At 69.0% G+C, this 17,908-nt stretch carries 13 protein-coding genes; 9 read left to right on the forward strand and 4 right to left on the reverse strand.

Features of this window, described 5'->3' with window-relative positions; translation table 11 throughout:
* Positions 1 to 35 precede the first annotated feature (35 nt).
* The 8 genes from gcvT (at position 36) to DEJ08_RS04465 (ending at position 11,033) form a co-directional block, all read left to right on the forward strand.
* The gene (gcvT, locus tag DEJ08_RS04430) at positions 36 to 1,181 is read left to right on the forward strand and encodes a glycine cleavage system aminomethyltransferase GcvT (RefSeq protein ID WP_111054534.1); all 1,146 of its coding nucleotides are present in this window, start codon (positions 36 to 38) and stop codon (positions 1,179 to 1,181) included.
* A 4-nt stretch (positions 1,182 to 1,185) separates the two neighbouring features.
* The gene (gcvH, locus tag DEJ08_RS04435; RefSeq protein WP_017887079.1) at positions 1,186 to 1,563 is read left to right on the forward strand and encodes a glycine cleavage system protein GcvH; all 378 of its coding nucleotides are present in this window, start codon (positions 1,186 to 1,188) and stop codon (positions 1,561 to 1,563) included.
* Positions 1,560 to 4,481 carry an aminomethyl-transferring glycine dehydrogenase gene (gene gcvP / locus DEJ08_RS04440; RefSeq protein ID WP_111054533.1) on the forward strand — a complete coding sequence of 974 codons (2,922 nt, stop codon included), beginning with the start codon at positions 1,560 to 1,562 and terminating at the stop codon, positions 4,479 to 4,481. Before gcvH ends, gcvP begins: the two co-directional genes overlap by 4 nt.
* A 524-nt stretch (positions 4,482 to 5,005) precedes the next feature.
* Positions 5,006 to 6,631, forward strand: a complete 1,626-nt coding sequence (locus DEJ08_RS04445) for a peptide ABC transporter substrate-binding protein (RefSeq protein ID WP_111022606.1) — start codon at positions 5,006 to 5,008, stop codon at positions 6,629 to 6,631.
* 224 nt (positions 6,632 to 6,855) lie between these two features.
* Complete coding sequence (locus DEJ08_RS04450; RefSeq protein WP_111022607.1) at positions 6,856 to 7,785, forward strand: ABC transporter permease; 930 nt, start codon at positions 6,856 to 6,858, stop codon at positions 7,783 to 7,785.
* The gene (locus tag DEJ08_RS04455) at positions 7,775 to 8,725 is read left to right on the forward strand and encodes an ABC transporter permease (RefSeq protein WP_111022608.1); all 951 of its coding nucleotides are present in this window, start codon (positions 7,775 to 7,777) and stop codon (positions 8,723 to 8,725) included. Before DEJ08_RS04450 ends, DEJ08_RS04455 begins: the two co-directional genes overlap by 11 nt.
* Entirely contained in the window at positions 8,722 to 10,464 is a 1,743-nt protein-coding gene (locus tag DEJ08_RS04460; protein ID WP_111054532.1) for a dipeptide ABC transporter ATP-binding protein, read from the forward strand. The genes DEJ08_RS04455 and DEJ08_RS04460 overlap by 4 nt, the downstream gene beginning before the upstream one ends.
* 62 nt (positions 10,465 to 10,526) lie before the next feature.
* Positions 10,527 to 11,033: a PH domain-containing protein gene (locus DEJ08_RS04465; RefSeq protein WP_111054531.1), complete on the forward strand. Its 507-nt coding sequence runs from the start codon at positions 10,527 to 10,529 to the stop codon at positions 11,031 to 11,033.
* 105 nt (positions 11,034 to 11,138) lie between these two features.
* Here the strand turns inward: DEJ08_RS04465 and DEJ08_RS04470 are convergent, their stop codons facing one another.
* The 3 genes from DEJ08_RS04470 to DEJ08_RS04480 are packed head-to-tail and all read right to left on the reverse strand — an operon-like array spanning position 11,139 to position 15,198.
* Positions 11,139 to 13,283, reverse strand: a complete 2,145-nt coding sequence (locus tag DEJ08_RS04470) for a dipeptide ABC transporter ATP-binding protein (protein ID WP_071404171.1) — start codon at positions 13,281 to 13,283, stop codon at positions 11,139 to 11,141.
* The gene (locus tag DEJ08_RS04475; RefSeq protein ID WP_071404170.1) at positions 13,276 to 14,214 is read right to left on the reverse strand and encodes an ABC transporter permease; all 939 of its coding nucleotides are present in this window, start codon (positions 14,212 to 14,214) and stop codon (positions 13,276 to 13,278) included. The genes DEJ08_RS04470 and DEJ08_RS04475 overlap by 8 nt, the downstream gene beginning before the upstream one ends.
* A 3-nt stretch (positions 14,215 to 14,217) precedes the next feature.
* A complete protein-coding gene (locus DEJ08_RS04480; protein WP_111054530.1) occupies positions 14,218 to 15,198 on the reverse strand; it encodes an ABC transporter permease in 981 nt (326 codons plus the stop codon).
* Between the two features lie 255 nt (positions 15,199 to 15,453).
* On the opposite strand from DEJ08_RS04480, the gene DEJ08_RS04485 reads away from it, so the two are divergent.
* The gene (locus DEJ08_RS04485; protein ID WP_111054529.1) at positions 15,454 to 17,172 is read left to right on the forward strand and encodes an ABC transporter family substrate-binding protein; all 1,719 of its coding nucleotides are present in this window, start codon (positions 15,454 to 15,456) and stop codon (positions 17,170 to 17,172) included.
* A gap of 71 nt (positions 17,173 to 17,243) precedes the next feature.
* Here DEJ08_RS04485 and DEJ08_RS04490 read toward each other — a convergent pair whose 3' ends face one another.
* Positions 17,244 to 17,795, reverse strand: a complete 552-nt coding sequence (locus DEJ08_RS04490) for a PH domain-containing protein (RefSeq protein ID WP_181438988.1) — start codon at positions 17,793 to 17,795, stop codon at positions 17,244 to 17,246.
* Between the last annotated feature and the right edge of the window lie 113 nt (positions 17,796 to 17,908).

Consider the following 17,908-nt stretch of genomic DNA (forward strand, 5'->3'; position numbering starts at 1 on the left):
TCGCCGGGCCCTGCCGATGCCAGGAGAACTCCGCCATGAGTCCGTCCCCACTGCCCACGCCGGGTCAGCGTTCGTCGCCGCTCGAAGCCGTGCACGAGGCCGCCGGTGCGACCTTCACCGACTTCGCCGGGTACCGCATGCCCGTGCGCTACTCGTCGGACCTCGCCGAGCACCACGCCGTGCGCCAGGCCGCCGGCGTCTTCGACCTGTCGCACATGGCCGAGATCGGGGTGACCGGCAGCGATGCCGTCGCCTTCCTCGACCACGCGCTCGCCGGCTCGTTCGGCACGATGCCCATCGGCCGCGCCAAGTACTCGCTGCTGCTCGCCGAGGACGGCGGGATCCTCGACGACCTCGTCGTGTACCGGACCGACGACGACGTCTTCCTCGTCGTCGCGAACGCGTCCAACCGGGACGTGGCCGTCACCGCGCTCACCGCCCGGGCCGACGGCTTCGACGTCGAGGTCTCCGACGACTCCGACACGACGGCCCTCGTCGCGATCCAGGGCCCGGCGGCTGCCGGCACGCTCGACGCGCTCGTCGTCGCCGACCGCCTGCAGCCCGAGACCCCGCTCGACGAACTCGGCTACTACCGCGTGCTGCACGCGCTGTTCGACGGTGCCGACGTGCTCGTCGCCCGGACCGGGTACACCGGCGAGGACGGCTTCGAGGTCTACACCGACCCGGACACCGCCCCGGTGCTCTGGGACGCGCTGCTCGAGGCCGGTGCCGACCGCGGGGTCGTCCCCGCCGGGCTCGCCGCACGCGACACCCTGCGGCTCGAGGCCGGCATGCCCCTCTACGGGCACGAGCTCGGCACCGACGTCCGTCCGGCCCAGGCCGGCCTCGGCCGCGTCGTCGCGAAGGACGGCGACTTCGTCGGTGCGGCCGGCGTCACCCCGTCGGCGGACGCCCGGGTGCTCGTCGGTCTGGTGACCGAGGGCCGCCGTGCTCCCCGAGCCGGCTACGACGTCGTGCTCGACGGCACGGTCGTCGGCACCGTGACCTCGGGCGCGCTCTCGCCGACGCTCGGACACCCCGTCGCGATGGCCTTCGTCGACCCGGCTGCGCTCGCCGCCGTGTCGGACGGGGCACAGGTCCTCCACATCGACGTCCGCGGGACTGCCGTCCCCAGCACGGTCTCCGCGTTCCCCTTCTACCGCCGCGCCTCGAAAGGCTGACCCCATGACCGACCAGACCGCACTCCAGTACACGGCCGACCACGAGTGGCTGCTCGTCGAGGGCGACACCGTCACCGTCGGCATCACCGACCACGCCGCCGAGCAGCTCGGTGACGTCGTCTACGTCGAGCTCCCCGCCGTCGGCACCGCCACCACCGCCGGCGACCAGATCGGCGAGATCGAGTCGACCAAGAGCGTCGGCGAGCTCTTCGCCCCGATCGAGGGCGAGGTCGTCGAGGTCAACGACGCCGTCGTCGACACCCCCGACACCGTCAACCAGGACCCGTTCGGTGCCGGCTGGCTCGTGAAGATCAAGGTCGACGGCACCTCGTTCCCCGAGGACCTGATGGACCACGACGCGTACCGGGCCTCCATCGCATGACCGCGTTCGAGAACCTCCAGACGTCCTTCGCCGACCGCCACATCGGCACCACCCCGGCCGACCAGCAGGCCATGCTCGACGTCGTCGGACAGCCGTCGCTCGACGCGCTGGTCCGTGCGGCGATCCCGGAGTCCATCCACGTCGGCCCCGTCGCCGACTCGGTGATCCCGGCTGCCGTCGGCGAGACCGAAGCGCTCGCCGAGCTCCGCGCGAAGGCCGGCCGCAACACCGTGCGCCGCGCGATGATCGGCCTCGGCTACCACGGCACCCACACGCCCGCGGTGATCCAGCGCAACGTGCTCGAGAACCCGAGCTGGTACACGGCGTACACGCCCTACCAGCCGGAGATCTCGCAGGGCCGCCTCGAAGCGCTCATCAACTTCCAGACGATGGTGTCCGACCTGACCGGCATGGCCACCGCCGGCGCCTCGATGCTCGACGAGGGCACCGCAGTGGTCGAGGGCATGCTCCTCGCCCGCCGTGCGTCCAAGGTCAAGGGCGACGCGTTCCTCGTCGACGCCGACCTGCTGCCGCAGACCCGTGCACTGCTCGACCACCGTGCCGACGCCGTGGGCATCACACTGCGCGCGTTCGACGCTGCCGCCGGCCCGAGCGACGACCAGCTCGACGGCGCGTTCGGCGTCATCGTGCAGTACCCGGGCGCCTCGGGCCGCATCGTCGACCCGTCGTCCGTCATCGAGCGGGTCCACGCCGGTGGCGGCATCGCCGTCGTCGCAGCCGACCTGCTCGCGATGACCCTGCTCGCCAGCCCCGGCGACCTCGGTGCCGACGTGGCCGTCGGGACGAGCCAGCGCTTCGGCGTCCCGCTCGGCTTCGGTGGCCCGCACGCCGGCTACCTCGCGGTGCGCGCGGGCCTCGAGCGCCAGCTCCCCGGTCGCCTGGTCGGGGTGTCCTTCGACGCCGACGGTCAGATGGCCTACCGCCTCAGCCTGCAGACCCGCGAGCAGCACATCCGCCGCGAGAAGGCGACGAGCAACATCTGCACCGCGCAGGTCCTGCTCGCCGTGATGGCCTCGATGTACGCGGTCTACCACGGGCCCGAGGGCCTGCGGTTCATCGCCGCCCGGGTCGCGCGGACCAGCGGTGCACTCGCCGCCGTGGCGCGTGACGCCGGGGTCGAGGTCGTGCACGACGCCTTCTTCGACACACTCACCCTGCGGGCCGTCGGTCGCGCCGAGGCGATCGTCGCGGCAGCGCAGGACGCCGGCTACCTGCTGCACGTCGTGGACGCCGACACGTTCCAGCTGTCCGTCGACGAGACGACCACGCCCGACGACGTCGTGGCGCTGGCGGGCGTGCTCGGGGCGGTGGACGTCACCGTCCCCGCGACCGAGACCGCCGTGCGCGACGCGGCCACGGGCCTCCCGGCCGCCCTGCAGCGCGAGAGCGACTACCTGACGCACCCCGTGTTCAGCGCACACCGCAGTGAGACCCGCATGATGCGGTACCTCAAGCACCTGTCCGACAAGGACTACGCGCTCGACCGCGGCATGATCCCGCTCGGCAGCTGCACGATGAAGCTCAACGCGGCGACCGAGATGGCCGCCGTGACCTGGCCGGAGTTCGCGAACATCCACCCGTTCGCACCGCGCGAGGACGTCGAGGGGTACCTCGACATGATCGGCGACCTCGAGTCGTGGCTCGCCGAGGTCACCGGCTACGACACCGTGTCTCTGCAGCCGAACGCCGGCAGCCAGGGTGAGCTCGCCGGCCTGCTGGCCATCCGTGGGTACCACCAGGCTCGTGGCGACGAGGACCGGACGGTCTGCCTCATCCCGTCGAGCGCGCACGGCACGAACGCCGCGTCCGCGGTGCTCGCCGGCATGAAGGTCGTCGTGGTGGCCTGCGACGAGAACGGCAACGTCGACCTCGAGGACCTCCGGGCCCGTGTCGCCGCACACGCCGACACCCTCGCGGCCCTGATGATCACGTACCCGTCCACCCACGGCGTCTACGAGCACGACATCCGCGAGATCTGCGACGCCGTGCACGACGCAGGCGGCCAGGTCTACGTCGACGGCGCGAACCTCAACGCGTTGCTCGGCCACGCCCGCTTCGGCGACTTCGGGGGCGACGTGTCGCACCTCAACCTGCACAAGACCTTCTGCATCCCGCACGGCGGTGGCGGCCCCGGCGTGGGACCCGTCGCCGCGAAGGCGCACCTGGCACCGTTCCTGCCCGGTCACCCGTTCGCGCAGCAGGCCGACCGGCGCTCCGGCGCGACCGCTGCCGAGGCGGACGACCGCCTGGCCCACGCCGGCGGCCCGGTCAGTGCGGCGCCGTACGGCAGCCCGAGCATCCTGCCGATCACGTGGACCTACGTCCGGATGATGGGGCTCGAGGGCCTCACCCGTGCGACCGAGGCCGCGGTCCTCGGGGCGAACTACATCGCGGCCCGTCTACGCGACGCGTTCCCCGTGCTGTACACGGGCGACGACGGACTGGTCGCGCACGAGTGCATCCTCGACCTCCGCCCGCTGCGCGACACCACCGGCATCACGGTCGACGACGTCGCGAAGCGCCTGGTCGACTACGGGTTCCACGCGCCGACGATGTCGTTCCCGGTGGCGGGCACGCTCATGGTCGAACCGACCGAGAGCGAGGACCTCGCCGAGCTCGACCGCTTCGTCGACGCCATGCTCGCGATCCGGGCCGAGGCCGCAGCGGTCGAGCGCGGGGAGTGGCCGGCGGACGACAACCCGCTCGTGCACGCCCCGCACACCGCCTCGTCGGTGATCTCGGGGGAGTGGGCACACGCCTACACCCGCGAGCAGGCCGTCTACCCGTTGCCGGGCATCAGCGGCCGGAAGTACTGGCCGCCGGTGCGCCGCATCGACCAGGCGTACGGGGACCGCAACCTGGTGTGTGCCTGCCCGCCGATCGAGGCGTTCGCCTGATCCCGACCGGCGCCGACACCCCGTCGTCGCCGTGCGCTCCGTCACCGAGCGCCTCGTGCCCCGTCCGGTCCTCCGGGCGGGGCACGGTCGTGTCCGGCCGGCGGCACGGTCGTGTCCCGGCTGGTCACGACACCCCGCTCAGTTCCGCCGTGCGGTCACGAACCGTCGTCCGGACCCGCGCCAACCGACAGTTCGTGACCACTCGGCGCGCCACCCACGGCAGGTCCTGACCGCTCGACGCAGCCCCCGAGCCGTACCCCTGAGCGGTGCTCGGCCGTCCCCCGACTTGCACAGAAGTGTGACGGAGTGCAATGGATTTCATGCGGATGCAACAAAAACGCACCCTTCACCGGCACGCGCGCGAATGTTGCATCTTGTCGCAAGGATCGTGCAAGTTGGTTACCGGCGTGTAACCGTTCGCCCCTGGGTTTGGACGCCGCTGTTCACCTTGCCTACGCTGCAAAGGTCAAACGCGCCCGGGCGACACCGCTGTGCCCTGCGCGTCCCATGCACCAGGAGGAACCTTGATCAAGAAGCGCGCCGGGCTTTCCGCCCTCGCCGTGCTCGGGGCCACAGCACTCGCCCTGACCGCCTGCTCCAGCAACAGCTCCGACGGGGGTGGCTCGGGCTCGGCGAACGCGTCCGGGATCGTCACCACGAACGGGAGTGAGCCGCAGAAGCCCCTCATCCCGTCGAACACCACCGAGACCGGTGGCGGCAAGGTCATCGACTCGCTGTTCGAGGGCCTCGTCTCGTACGACGCCGACGGCAAGCCCGTCAACGAGGTCGCGAAGAGCATCGACACCGATGACTCGAAGACCTTCGACATCAAACTGAACACGGGTTACACCTTCACGAACGGCGAGAAGGTCACCGCCGAGTCCTTCACGAAGGCGTGGAACTGGGCGGCCCAGTTCTCGAACAAGCAGAGCGCCTCGTACTTCTTCGAGAACATCGAGGGGTACAACGCCGAGAAGGACTCCGAGCTCACCGGCCTCAAGGTCGTGAACGACGACGAGTTCACCGTGAAGCTGAAGTCGGCACAGTCCGACTTCCCGCTCTCGCTCGGCTACTCGGCCTTCGTGCCGCTGCCGTCGGCGTTCTACGACGACACCAAGGCGTTCGGTGAGAACCCGATCGGCAACGGTCCGTACAAGCTCGACGGCAAGAAGGCCTGGACCCACAACCAGTCCATCAAGCTCGTCGCCAACAAGGACTACGAGGGCAAGCGCAAGCCGAAGAACGGTGGTCTGACGATCACGTTCTACACCTCGCAGGACACCGCCTACGCGGATGCTCAGGGCGGCAACCTCGATGTCCTCGACGCCGTGCCGGACGCCAACTTCCAGACGTACAAGTCCGACTTCCCGGACTCGAACGTCAACCAGCCCGCCGCGATCTTCCAGGGCATCTACCTGCCCTACTACCTGGACCACTGGAAGGGTGAAGAGGGCAAGCTCCGTCGCGAGGCCGTCTCGATGGCGATCAACCGCAAGGAGATCACCGACAAGATCTTCGACGGCACCCGCACCCCGGCCAAGGACTTCACCTCGCCGGTGATCGCCGGTTGGAACGACGACCTCGAGGGCTCTGACGTCCTGGAGTACGACAAGTCCGAGGCCAAGAAGCTCTGGGCCGAGGCCGACAAGATCTCGAAGTACGACGACACCCTCACCATCACGTACAACGCCGATGGTGGCCACCAGGCATGGGTGACCGCGGTCACGAACTCGATCTCGAGCACGCTCGGCATCAAGGCCGAAGGCAACGCGATCCCGACGTTCCAGGAGGCCCTCGACCTCCAGACGAACGACAAGCTCACGGGCGGCAGCCGCACCGGTTGGCAGGCCGACTACCCGTCGCTGTACAACTTCCTCGGCCCGACCATGGGCAAGGGCTCGTCGAGCAACTACGCGCGCTACGACTCGGCCGAGTACAACGAGCTGCTCGCGAAGGGCCGTTCGGCAGCCACTGTCGAAGAGGGCAACAAGATCTTCGACCAGGCTCAGGAACTCCTGTTCGAGGACCTGCCCGAGATCCCGCTCTGGTACTCCAACGTGACCGGTGTCTGGAACGCGGACAAGGTGTCGAACGTCAAGTTCGGCTGGAACTCGGTGCCGCTGTACTACGACGTCGAGGTCAAGAACTGACCCTGGTCTCGTAGAGACCACCACGCGAGCAGGTATCCTGCCTCGCGACCACCGGACGGGGGTTCGGGGGCCACATGGCCCCCGAACCCCCGTACCGCGGCGGTAAGACCTTCCCCCACACCGCGGGCGCCCTCCCGCACCGGACTTCCGTGCCGACCCTCGGACCGTCCACCCCTCACCACAATGAACCTGATCGACATCGCTCCGGACCGGGCAGTGATCTGATGCTCTGGTACCTCGGCAAGCGCCTCCTGCAACTCATCCCCGTGTTCTTCGGGGCCACGTTCCTCATCTACTTCATGGTCTTCTCGCTGCCCGGCGACCCGATCGCCGCGCTGTTCGGCGACCGCCAGCCGACACCGCAGGTGATCGAGCAGCTGCGACAGCAGTACAACCTCGACAAGCCGTTCATCGTGCAGTACCTGCTCTGGATCGGCGGCGTGTTCCGCGGCGACCTCGGCGTGACGTACTCGGGTCTGCCGGTCAGCTCGCAGCTCGCCTCGGCGTTCCCGATCACCGCCCGTCTGGCGATCCTGGCGCTGCTCTTCGAATCGGTCGCTGGCATCGTCGTCGGTGTCATCGCTGGTCTGCGCAAGGGCAAGCTGTTCGACGCCACCGCACTCGTCGTGTCGCTGCTGCTCATCTCGGTCCCGACCTTCGTCGTCGGGTTCCTGCTGCAGTACGTCTTCGGCATCAACCTCGGACTGTTCCGGGTGACGGTGTCCGGCGAAGCGCCGTGGGACGAACTCGTGTTGCCCGCGATCGTGCTCGCCTCGGTGTCGTTTGCGTACATCGTGCGTCTGACGCGCGCGAGCGTCGCCGAGAACATGAGTGCTGACTTCGTCCGCACCGCGACGGCCAAGGGCCTGCCCCGTCGTCGTGTCGTCGGCGTGCACATCTTCCGCAACTCACTCATCCCCGTGGTGACGTACCTGGGTGTCGACATCGGCAACCTGATGGTCGGCGCCGTGGTGACCGAGGGCATCTTCAACATCCACGGTGTGGGTGGCACGGTGTTCCAGGCCGTCAAGCTCGGCGAAGGACCGACCGTCGTGTCGTTCGTCGCCGTGATGGTCATCATCTTCATGCTCGCCAACCTCCTGGTCGACCTGCTCTACGCCGTCCTGGACCCGAGGATCCGCTATGCCAAGTAACGCCGCATCCCGCTCGGCGACGCACTACGTCGCTCCGATCGAGGAGACCCCGCTCCAAGCGGTCGACCAGGTCGACGAGAACGAGAAGACCCGGTCCACCTGGACCGATGCCTGGGACTCCATGCGTGTCCGCCCGATGTTCTGGGTGTCCGCCGTGCTCATCCTGCTCATCATCGTCGTGGCGTTGTTCCCTGGCCTCTTCACGCACATCGACCCGAGGAAGGCGATCCTCGCCAAGAGCAACGAAGGCTCGGAAGCAGGCCACATCTTCGGGTACAACCGCCAGGGCTACGACGTGTACTCACGTGTCATCTGGGGTGCACGGAACTCGCTGATCGTCGGCATCGTCGCCACGGTGCTGGTCACGATCGTCGGTGTCATCATCGGCGCTCTCGCCGGCTTCTACGGCGGATGGCTCGACACGATCGTGTCCCGCATTGCGGACATCTTCTTCTCCATCCCCACCGTGCTCGGCGCAATCGTGATCATGTCGGTCATCCCGGCGCGGAACGCGATCACAGTGGCGTTGGTCCTCGCCGCGTTCGCCTGGCCGCAGATCGCTCGCATCATGCGTGGTGCCGTGCTCAGCGCGAAGCAGTCCGACTATGTGATGGCCTCGGCCGCGCTCGGCGTGAGCCGCTTCAAGACGCTGGTCCGTCACGTGATCCCGAACTCCGTGGCCCCGGTCATCGTCGTGTCGACGGTGTCGCTCGGCACGTTCATCGTGGCTGAGGCGACCCTGTCGTTCCTCGGCATCGGGCTCCCGGACTCAGCGCTCAGCTGGGGCCTCGACATCGGAACCGCACAGGTCTCGATCCGAACGGCACCGTCGACGATCTTCTGGCCGTCGGCAGCCCTGTCCATCACCGTGCTCGCGTTCCTGCTCCTCGGTGACGTGGTGCGCGACGCGCTCGACCCGAAGGCGAGGGCCCGCCGATGAGCGAGACACTGACCCAGACGAACAGCAGCCGCACCGGCGGTTCCGGCGCCCCGCTGCTCGAGATCACCGACCTGCAGGTCGGCTTCAAGACCCAGAGCGGCCTCGTGCAGGCCGTCCGCGGCGTCAACCTCACCCTCGAGCAGGGCGAGCGCCTGGCCATCGTCGGCGAGTCCGGTTCGGGCAAGTCGACGAGCGCCCAGGCGATCATCAAGCTGCTCCCCGGCACCGGTGAGGTCACCGGCGGCTCGATCAAGTTCAACGGGCGTGAGCTCGTCGGGCTGAGCGACAAGGAGATGTCGGAGATCCGCGGGAAGGAGATCGGCTACGTCCCCCAGGACCCGATGTCGAACCTCAACCCGCTGTGGTCGATCGGCTTCCAGGTCGAAGAGGCGATCCGTGCGAACGGCATGGCGACCGGCAAGAAGGCCGTCCGTGACCGTGCCGTCGAGGTCCTGCAGGAAGCCGGCCTCGGCGACGCCTCGACCCGCCTGAAGCAGTACCCGCACGAGTTCTCCGGCGGCATGCGCCAGCGCGTGCTCATCGGCATCGGTCTGTCGAGCCGCCCGCAGCTGCTCATCGCCGACGAGCCGACGAGCGCGCTCGACGTCACCGTCCAGCGCGTCATCCTCGACCACCTCGAGAGCCTGACCCGCGACTTCGGCACCTCGGTGCTGTTCATCACGCACGACCTCGGCCTCGCCGCCGAGCGCGCCGAGAAGCTCGTCGTGATGTACAAGGGCCAGGTCGTCGAGGCCGGTCCCTCGAAGGAGATCCTCGCCAACCCGCAGCACCCGTACACGCAGCGGCTCGTCGCGGCGGCCCCGTCGCTGGCCAGCCGTCGCATCCAGTCGAAGGTGCAGCACGCGCGCGTCGACATCGCCGACACCGGCAACGACGACGCCGAGCTGATCGCCCGGGCCCAGGAACGCGAGCACCGTCCGGCCGAGGACCTCATCGTGGTGAAGAACCTCGAGAAGGTCTACAAGCTGCGCGGCAAGAGCCTCGCCACCCGTGAGCTCAAGGCCGTCGACGACGTGTCGTTCTCGATCCAGAAGGGCACCACCACGGCGCTCGTCGGCGAGTCCGGTTCGGGCAAGTCGACCGTCGCCAAGCTGGTGCTGCAGCTCGAGAGCATCACGAGCGGCACCGTGCAGTTCGACGGCATCGACATCGGCGCGCTGAAGGGCAAGGACCTCTTCGACTTCCGCCGTCGCGTGCAGCCGGTGTTCCAGGACCCGTACGGCTCCCTGGACCCGATGTACAACGTCGGGAACACGATCGCCGAGCCGCTCGCCACGCACAAGGTGGGCGACAAGGCCTCGCGTCGCGCCCGGGTGCTCGAGCTGCTCGACCAGGTCGCGCTGCCGAAGTCGATGGTGAACCGCTACCCGAACGAGCTGTCCGGTGGCCAGCGACAGCGCATCGCCGTCGCCCGCGCGCTGGCGCTCAAGCCGGAGGTCATCGTCCTCGACGAGGCCGTCTCCGCGCTGGACGTGCTCGTGCAGGGGCAGATCCTCGACCTGCTCACCGAGCTGCAGACCGAGCTCGGCCTGACGTACCTGTTCATCACGCACGACCTCGCGGTCGTCCGCCTCGTCGCGGACAACGTGTGCGTCATGCGCCGTGGGCAGATCGTCGAGAAGGCGACGACCGACGAGGTCTTCGCCGCCCCGACGGAGCAGTACACGAAGGACCTCCTGGCCGCCATCCCCGGCGCCGGGTTCGAGTTCGGACGCTGATCCACCTGGACACGAACGAGGCCGGACGCCCCGTCGTCCTCCGCGCTGGTCGCGGGGGCGCGGTGGCGTCCGGCCTCGTCGCCGTCCTGGGCCTGTTCCTGCTCGGCGATGCGGCGTTCCGGGGGAGCTGGGACGTCGTCCTCCGCGCCGCCGGCCCGATTGCCGTGCTCGTCTGGGCGCTCTGGGTCCTGACCTACCGCCCGTGCATCGTCATCGACGAGCGCGCGGTCACCGTGGTCAACCCGCTCCGCCGAACCGTGGTGCCGTGGCAGGCCGTCGCCGACGTCCGGCTCCGCTGGCAGATCGTGATCGAGACGGTCGCCGGCCGGAAGGTCCAGTGCTGGGGTGGGCCGTCGCTGCCGCGGCCGAAACCGGCCCGGCGCGGTGAGCGGGCCGTCCTGCGCCAGCCCGACGAGATGACGGTGCTGCTCGACCGCTGGTCCGAGCACCGCGACGGCACCGGCGCCGGCGACGCCGTGCGCGGCTGGGACGTGCCGGCCCTGGCGGTCGGCGCAGCGGCGCTGGCGCTGCTCGCCGGTTCGCTGCTCAGCCTGTGGCTGGGAGCCTGACGCGGCTCGCGATCGCGACCACAGGACGGACGGGAGGCCCGGCGCACGACGTGCTCCGGGCCTCCCGTCCGTCTGCTGGTCACGTCCACGGCGTGACCGGCGTCGTCAGACGACCGCGCCCACCCGCTCGGTGAGCAGGTGCTCCTGGTCGGTCTGGATGCAGGCGACACCGCGGCCGTGCACGGGCTCGAGACCCGGGTCGATCGTGCGGCACTGCTCCTGCCGGCCCTCGTCGAGGAGCTGGTAGAGCGGGCAGCGCGTGCGGAACCGGCAGCCGTCGATGCGCTCCGTGGGGGAGGGCAGGTCGCCGTCGAGCAGGATGCGCCCGCGGGCGGCCTCGGCCATGGGGTCCGGCACCGGCACGGCCGACAGCAGGGCCCGGGTGTACGGGTGCTGCGGGTCCGAGAAGACCGCGTCGCCGTCGCCGTACTCGACGATGCGGCCGAGGTACATGACCGCGACGTCGTCGGCGATGTGCCGGACGACGGACAGGTCGTGCGCCACGAACAGGTAGGACAGCCCGAGGCGGTGCTTGAGGTCCTCGAGCAGGTTGATCACACCGGCCTGCACCGAGACGTCGAGCGCGGAGACCGGCTCGTCGAGCACCAGGATCTTCGGCTCGACGATGAGCGCTCGGGCGATGCCGATGCGCTGTCGCTGGCCGCCGGAGAACTCGTGCGGGTACCGGTCGATGTAGCTCGGCTCGAGTCCGACCAGCTCGAGCACCTCGCGCACCCGCCGGCGGATCTCGTCCTTCGCGACGCCGTGCACGGTGAGGGGTTCACCGATCACCGAGCCGATGTCGAGGCGCGGGTCGATCGACGCCATCGGGTCCTGGAACACGACCTGGATGTCGCGGCGCAGTGCCAGACGGTCCTTCTTGGACAGCGAGGCGGTGTCGACGCCGTTCACCCGGATGGTGCCGTGCTGGGCACCGGCGAGCTCGAGGATCTCCATGATGGTGGTCGTCTTGCCGCAGCCGGACTCGCCGACCAGACCGAGCACCTGGCCGCGCTTGAGCGTCAGGGAGATGCCGTCCACCGCGTGCACCTCGCCGATCTGCCGGCGGAAGAGCGCGCCCTTGGTGAGCGGGAACGTCTTGACGACGTCCTGCAGCTCGAGCACGACCTCGTCGCCGTGGTCGACCGCTGCCTCGGGGACGTCCTCGGGGCGGGGGAAGATCTCCGAGCGCTCGAGGGTGCCCGCGGCGATCTCGTCGCGACGGATGCACGCGGCGGTGTGGTCGTCGAGCAGGGTGCCGTTGCCGATCGTCTGGACGGCACCGGTCAGGACCGGGTTGTCGGCGCTCTGCGGCACCGACGGTGCGACGAGGGCGGGTTCGCCGTCGCGGCAGGCGTCGATGACGGCGGGGCAGCGGTCGGCGAACGGGCAGCCGGTCGGCTTCTGCGTGAGCAGGGGCGGGCGGCCGTCGAGCGGGACGAGCCGCTCGGTGCGGGCGGACGTCATGTTCGGCATCGAGCGGAGCAGCCCGATCGTGTACGGCATCACCGGCTCGCGGAACAGGGGGAGCACCGGCGCGGTCTCGACGATCCGGCCGGCGTACATCACTGCGACGCGGTCGGCGTTGCCGGCGACGACGCCGAGGTCGTGCGTGATGAGCACGACGGCCGCACCGGTCATGTCCTTGGCGGTCTGCAGCACGTCGAGGATCTGCGCCTGGATCGTCACGTCGAGCGCCGTGGTGGGCTCGTCCGCGATGATCAGCTTCGGGTCGTTCGCGATGGCGATGGCGATCATCGCGCGCTGGCGCATGCCGCCGGAGAACTCGTGCGGGAACGCGTCCAGTCGTCGCGCCGGGTTCGGGATGCCGACGATGCGCAGGAGTTCCTCGGCGCGGGTGCGTGCGGCGTGCTGGGTGAGGGAGCGGTCGTGCAGGCGCAGGCCCTCGATGATCTGCTGGCCGATCGTGTACACCGGCGTCAATGCGGACAGCGGGTCCTGGAACACCATCGCGATGTCCCGGCCGCGCAGCGCCGACATCTCGCGATCGTTCCTGCCGACGAGCTCCTGCCCGTCGAACCGGATGCTGCCCTGCACCTGGGCGGAGGACGGCAGCAGGCCCATCACGGCCATCGAGGACACCGACTTGCCGGAACCCGACTCGCCCACGATGCCGAGGAACTCACCGGGGGCCACCGAGTAGTCGACACCCCGGACCGCGTAGACGGGCTTGGTCTTCGGGTTGAACGTGACCGACAGGTCGGACACGGTGAGCAGCGGCTCAGTCACGGTTGGCTCCGGAGGTGGGGTCGATGGCGTCGCGCAGGGCGTCGCCGAGCAGGCTGGTCGAGAGCACGGTCGCGACGAGCGTCGCGGCGGGCAGGACGAACAGCCACGGGCGGGTGACGGCGGACTGGCTGCCGGCGGCGAGCAGGGTGCCGAGCGACACGTCGGGGATCTGGATGCCGAAGCCGAAGAAGCTCAGCGAGCTCTCCGCCAGGATCGCGGCTCCGACGCCGAGCGTGGCGTCGATGATGAGCAGCGACGCCACGTTCGGCAGGATGTGCCGACGGATGATCGTGAACGCCGGGACGCCCATGAACCGGGCGGCCTTGACGTAGTCGCGTTCGCGGAGCGACATCGTCTGACCGCGGATCACCCGGGCCATCACCATCCAGCTGAACACCGCGAGGCCGACGATGAGGGCAACCCACGTCAGGTTCTTGAACACCGGGCTGAGCAGCACGAGCGCGTAGAACGACGGGATCACGAGCAGCAGGTCGATGACCCACACGAGCAGCCGGTCGGTGAGGCCGCCGAAGTACCCGGCGATCGCGCCGACGATGCCGGCGATCAGGGTCGCTGCCGGTCCGGCGATCAGGCCGATGAGCAGCGACTTCTGCAGGCCGACCAGGGTCTGCGCGTAGATGTCCTGGCCGATGTCGTTCGTGCCGAACCAGTGCGCAGCGCTCGGCGGCATGCCGAACGCCAGCCCGTCGGAGTCGACGGCGTTCCAGTGGTACAGGTACGGGCCGAGGAACGCCCAGAGGATGATGAGGAGCAGGGCGCTGCCGCCGATGCGTGCGCGCCAGGTGCCGAACACCTTGCGCCAGAGCGGGGTGCGGCCGCCCTTCACCTCGATGACGTGCGCCGGCGTCCCGGCGTTGCCGTCGCCGGGGTCACCGGCGGTGGTCGTGGTCGTGGGGTCGAGAACAGACACGGGTCACACCCTCACTCGCGGGTCGAGCGCGGCGTACAGCAGGTCCGCGAGGGTCCCTGCGATGAGCACGAGGATCGCCGTGAAGAGGATCGTGCCCGACGCCGCGTTGATGTCGTTGTTGCTGATGCTCTGGACGAAGTACTCGCCCATGCCGTGCCAGCTGAAGACCAGCTCGGTGATGCTCGCGCCGGTCAGGATGAGTCCGAACGAGTACGCGAAGAAGGTCGACATCGGGATGAGGGCGACCCGCACACCGTGGCGCATGATCGCCGAGCCGCGGGTGCGGCCCTTCGACCGTGCGGTCCGGATGAAGTCGTTCGACAGCACGTCGAGCATCGCCGAGCGCTGGTAGCGCGAGTAGGTGGCGACGGCGCCGATGGTCAGCGAGATCGTCGGTAACAACAGGTGCACGAGCCGGTCGCCGAGCACCGGGAAGAACCCGCTCACCCCCGGCGTGTACTCGCCGGTGAACCGGATCACCTGCGTCCCGACGCCCTGGTTGAGCGTGGTCGCGAGGATCATCAGCACGACCGCGATCACGAAGGTCGGGGTGGCGAGCACCGCGAACGACAGGTACGTCGACACCTGGTCGGAGGTGCGGTACTGCCGGACCGCGTTCCAGACGCCGAGGAGCACCCCGAGGATCGCGCCGAGGAGTGTGCCGATCACGAGCAGCCGCAGGCTCGTCCCGGAGCGGGCGATGATGTCGGCCGTCACCTCGGTGCCGCGGGTGCTCATGCCGAGTGAGCCGTGCGTCACCAGACCGACCCACCAGTCCCAGGTGCGGACGAGGAGCGGGGTGTCCGGATCGGCGCCGAGCTTGCGGAGCGACGCCTGGATGGTGCCCGGCGGCACGGCCGGGTTGCGCCCCAGGAACCGGGCGGCCGGGTTGAGCGTCGTGCTGGCGAGGATGTACCCGAGCGTGGTCGCCACGATCGTCAGGACGATGTAGTTGACGATCCGCTTTGCGATGAAGGCGAGCATGTGGTTCGTGACCTCTGGGTGCGGCCGTCCGACCGGACGGCGTTGTCGGTGGCGACAGGCTAGCCGTTCGAGCGACTGGGTGGGACAACGGAAGTGACGCTATGCAACATTCGTTACGAGCGTGTTTCGATTCATCGCACAGACCCTTGTGCCGCCTTCGGATGTGGCTAGGGTTCTCAACCAACAGGCGCGACGGCGGGGGCCGCCGCGGTCCAGCGCGATCTGCGCGAACCACAACGAAAGGGAATCCTCGCCATGCGAAAGAGGATCAAGGGCATCGCCGTCCTGGCCACCGCTGCGGCAGCTGCCGTCGTGCTGGCAGGCTGCTCCGGCGGCGGAGAAGCGGGCGGCGACAACTCCGCGGTCGCCGAGTCGTCGCTGAAGTCGACCGGCTGGACCGTCGCGGATCGCGCCGACGTCAAGGACGGCGGGTCGATCACCCTGCCGATCGACACCGCTCCGGCGAACTGGCAGCTGCTCAACCTGGACTCGGGGACCGTCGACGACACGACGATCTCGCAGACCTACCTGCCGAGCTTCATCCAGTTCAAGGAGAACGGCGAGTGGGAGGCGAACAAGGACTACGCGACGTCGGTCGAGCTGACCAAGGACTCGCCCCAGACCGTCGAGATCAAGATCAACCCGAAGGCCGTGTGGTCGGACGGCACCCCGATCAGCGCGAAGGACGTCATCGCGAACTGGAAGGCGCTGAACGGCTCCGACAAGGCCTTCGCGCCGCTGTCCACCAACGTGTGGGAGGACGTGGACTCGGTCAAGCAGGGCTCCGACGAGCGTGACGTCATCATGACGTTCTCGAAGACCAACGCCGACTGGGCGAGCGTCTTGACCGCCATCTACCCGTACTGGGCCGTCGACACCCCGGACCACTTCAACAAGGCCTGGGCCAAGGCGCCGTACGCCGCCGACGGCAAGACCTACGTCTCCGGTGGTCCGTACATCCTGAAGTCCTTCGACACCAACGGTGGCGTCGTGACCTTCGAGAAGAACTCGAAGTGGTGGGGTGACGAGGGCAAGCTCGACACAATCGTCTTCAAGACGGTCTCGCGTGACGGCGTCGCCCAGGCGTACGGCAACAAGGAGCTCGACGCGTTCAACCTGAACGGCAGCGCCGACAACCTCAAGACGGCGAACTCGCGGTCCGACTCGAAGATCGAGCGCTCGCTCGGCACCACGCAGCGTCAGATCACGCTGAACGGCACCTCGGACGTCTTCAAGGACCAGGACGTGCGCCAGGCGTTCGCACAGGCCATCAACCGCAAGGTCGTGGCCCAGGCGATCCTGTCGCCGGTGAAGAGCCCGGGCGACGTGCTCAACAACCTCGTCTACCTGCCCGGACAGCAGGGCTACGAAGACGACGCGTCGAGCGTCTACGGCTACAGCACCGACAAGGCGAAGTCGAAGCTCGAGGACGCCGGCTGGAAGATCGGCTCGGACGGCTACGCGACCAAGGGCGGCAAGGAACTCGACGTCCGCTTCGTGATCCCGTCGGACAACCCGAACTCGGCGAACGTCGCGCAGCTCGTGCAGCAGCAGACCAAGCTCGCCGGCTTCAAGGTGACCATCGACACCGTGCCCACCGACGACTTCTTCACGAAGTACATCACCACGACGACCCGTGACTTCGACGCCACGTACTTCGCGTGGCAGGGCACCCCGTTCCCGATCTCGTCGCTGAAGTCGATCTACTACCCCGCCGACGCCGGCCAGAACTACACCGGCGTGACGGACGACTCGCTCGGTGCCGCGTGGGACAAGGCGAACGGCGAGCTCGACCCGGATGCCCGCATCAAGGACGCGCAGGCCATCGACAAGAAGATCGTCGCGGTCGCCGGCACCATCCCGCTGTTCGCCGAGCCGTACGCCTGGGGTGTGCGCAAGGACCTGGTGAACTACGGTCCGGCGCAGTTCCAGCAGTCCTCGGTCAAGTGGCAGGACGTCGGCTACAAGAAGTAGTCGCCGCCCCGTTCACGAACGACACCCCCGACGTCGCACGACGTCGGGGGTGTCGTTCTGCGTCGTGACCGTCAGAACCGTGCCGCCGCCAGCGACGCCGCGACCCCGAGGACGACCATCGCCAGGATCGTCCAGCCGTGGGTGCGGTGCGTGATCGGCGCAGCCGTCACGGTCGACGGAGGTGGGCCGTCCTGCTCGGCCGGGGCGGGCACGTGGGCCAGCATCCGCGCGGCCGCAGCGTCGACGTCCAGGCGATCCGGGCCTCCCGGCTGGTCACCGGTGTGCGCGGCGAGACGCGCCGTCGGGCGGGTCGCGATCCAGACGCGGCGGACGCCCTCGCTGGTGACCACCTCGATGCCGTACTTCGTGCGCACCTCGCTGATGCGGGACCAGGTGTAGGTGCTGGTCCGCCGGACGTCCACGATGCGCAGGTGCTCCGGCGTCAGCTCGATCCGGGGACGCCACAGCGCTGCCCAGGCGACGAACGCGACGGCGATGCTCGGGATCGGCACGAGCCAGGAGGCGCCGCCGCCGAGCAGCGCCAGCGGGACGAGCGCGACGGCCACGACCCAGAGGACGACGGCGAGGGCGCGCAGGCCGAGGGCGACGATGGTGGTGTGCACCGGACGAGGGTACGAGATGCCTCCCCGGAGACGCCCGGGGAGCGGGTGTGACACACCGGCGCGTATCTCCGGACGACCCGATTCCCCGAGGAGGCAGATCCTGGACGGACCCT

The organism is Curtobacterium sp. MCLR17_054, from assembly GCF_003234335.2.
GTDB classification, from domain to species: Bacteria; Actinomycetota; Actinomycetes; order Actinomycetales; family Microbacteriaceae; genus Curtobacterium; species Curtobacterium flaccumfaciens.

What these genes read in the sequence shown, in the direction of transcription:
- gcvT (WP_111054534.1), top strand. Translation starts at nt 36, where the DNA reads ATGAGTCCGTCCCCACTGCCCACGCCGGGTCAGCGTTCGTCGCCGCTC.
- gcvH (WP_017887079.1), top strand. Translation starts at nt 1,186, where the DNA reads ATGACCGACCAGACCGCACTCCAGTACACGGCCGACCACGAGTGGCTG.
- gcvP (WP_111054533.1), top strand. Translation starts at nt 1,560, where the DNA reads ATGACCGCGTTCGAGAACCTCCAGACGTCCTTCGCCGACCGCCACATC.
- DEJ08_RS04450 (WP_111022607.1), top strand. Translation starts at nt 6,856, where the DNA reads ATGCTCTGGTACCTCGGCAAGCGCCTCCTGCAACTCATCCCCGTGTTC.
- DEJ08_RS04455 (WP_111022608.1), top strand. Translation starts at nt 7,775, where the DNA reads ATGCCAAGTAACGCCGCATCCCGCTCGGCGACGCACTACGTCGCTCCG.
- DEJ08_RS04460 (WP_111054532.1), top strand. Translation starts at nt 8,722, where the DNA reads ATGAGCGAGACACTGACCCAGACGAACAGCAGCCGCACCGGCGGTTCC.
- DEJ08_RS04480 (WP_111054530.1), bottom strand. Translation starts at nt 15,198, where the DNA reads ATGCTCGCCTTCATCGCAAAGCGGATCGTCAACTACATCGTCCTGACG.
- DEJ08_RS04485 (WP_111054529.1), top strand. Translation starts at nt 15,454, where the DNA reads ATGCGAAAGAGGATCAAGGGCATCGCCGTCCTGGCCACCGCTGCGGCA.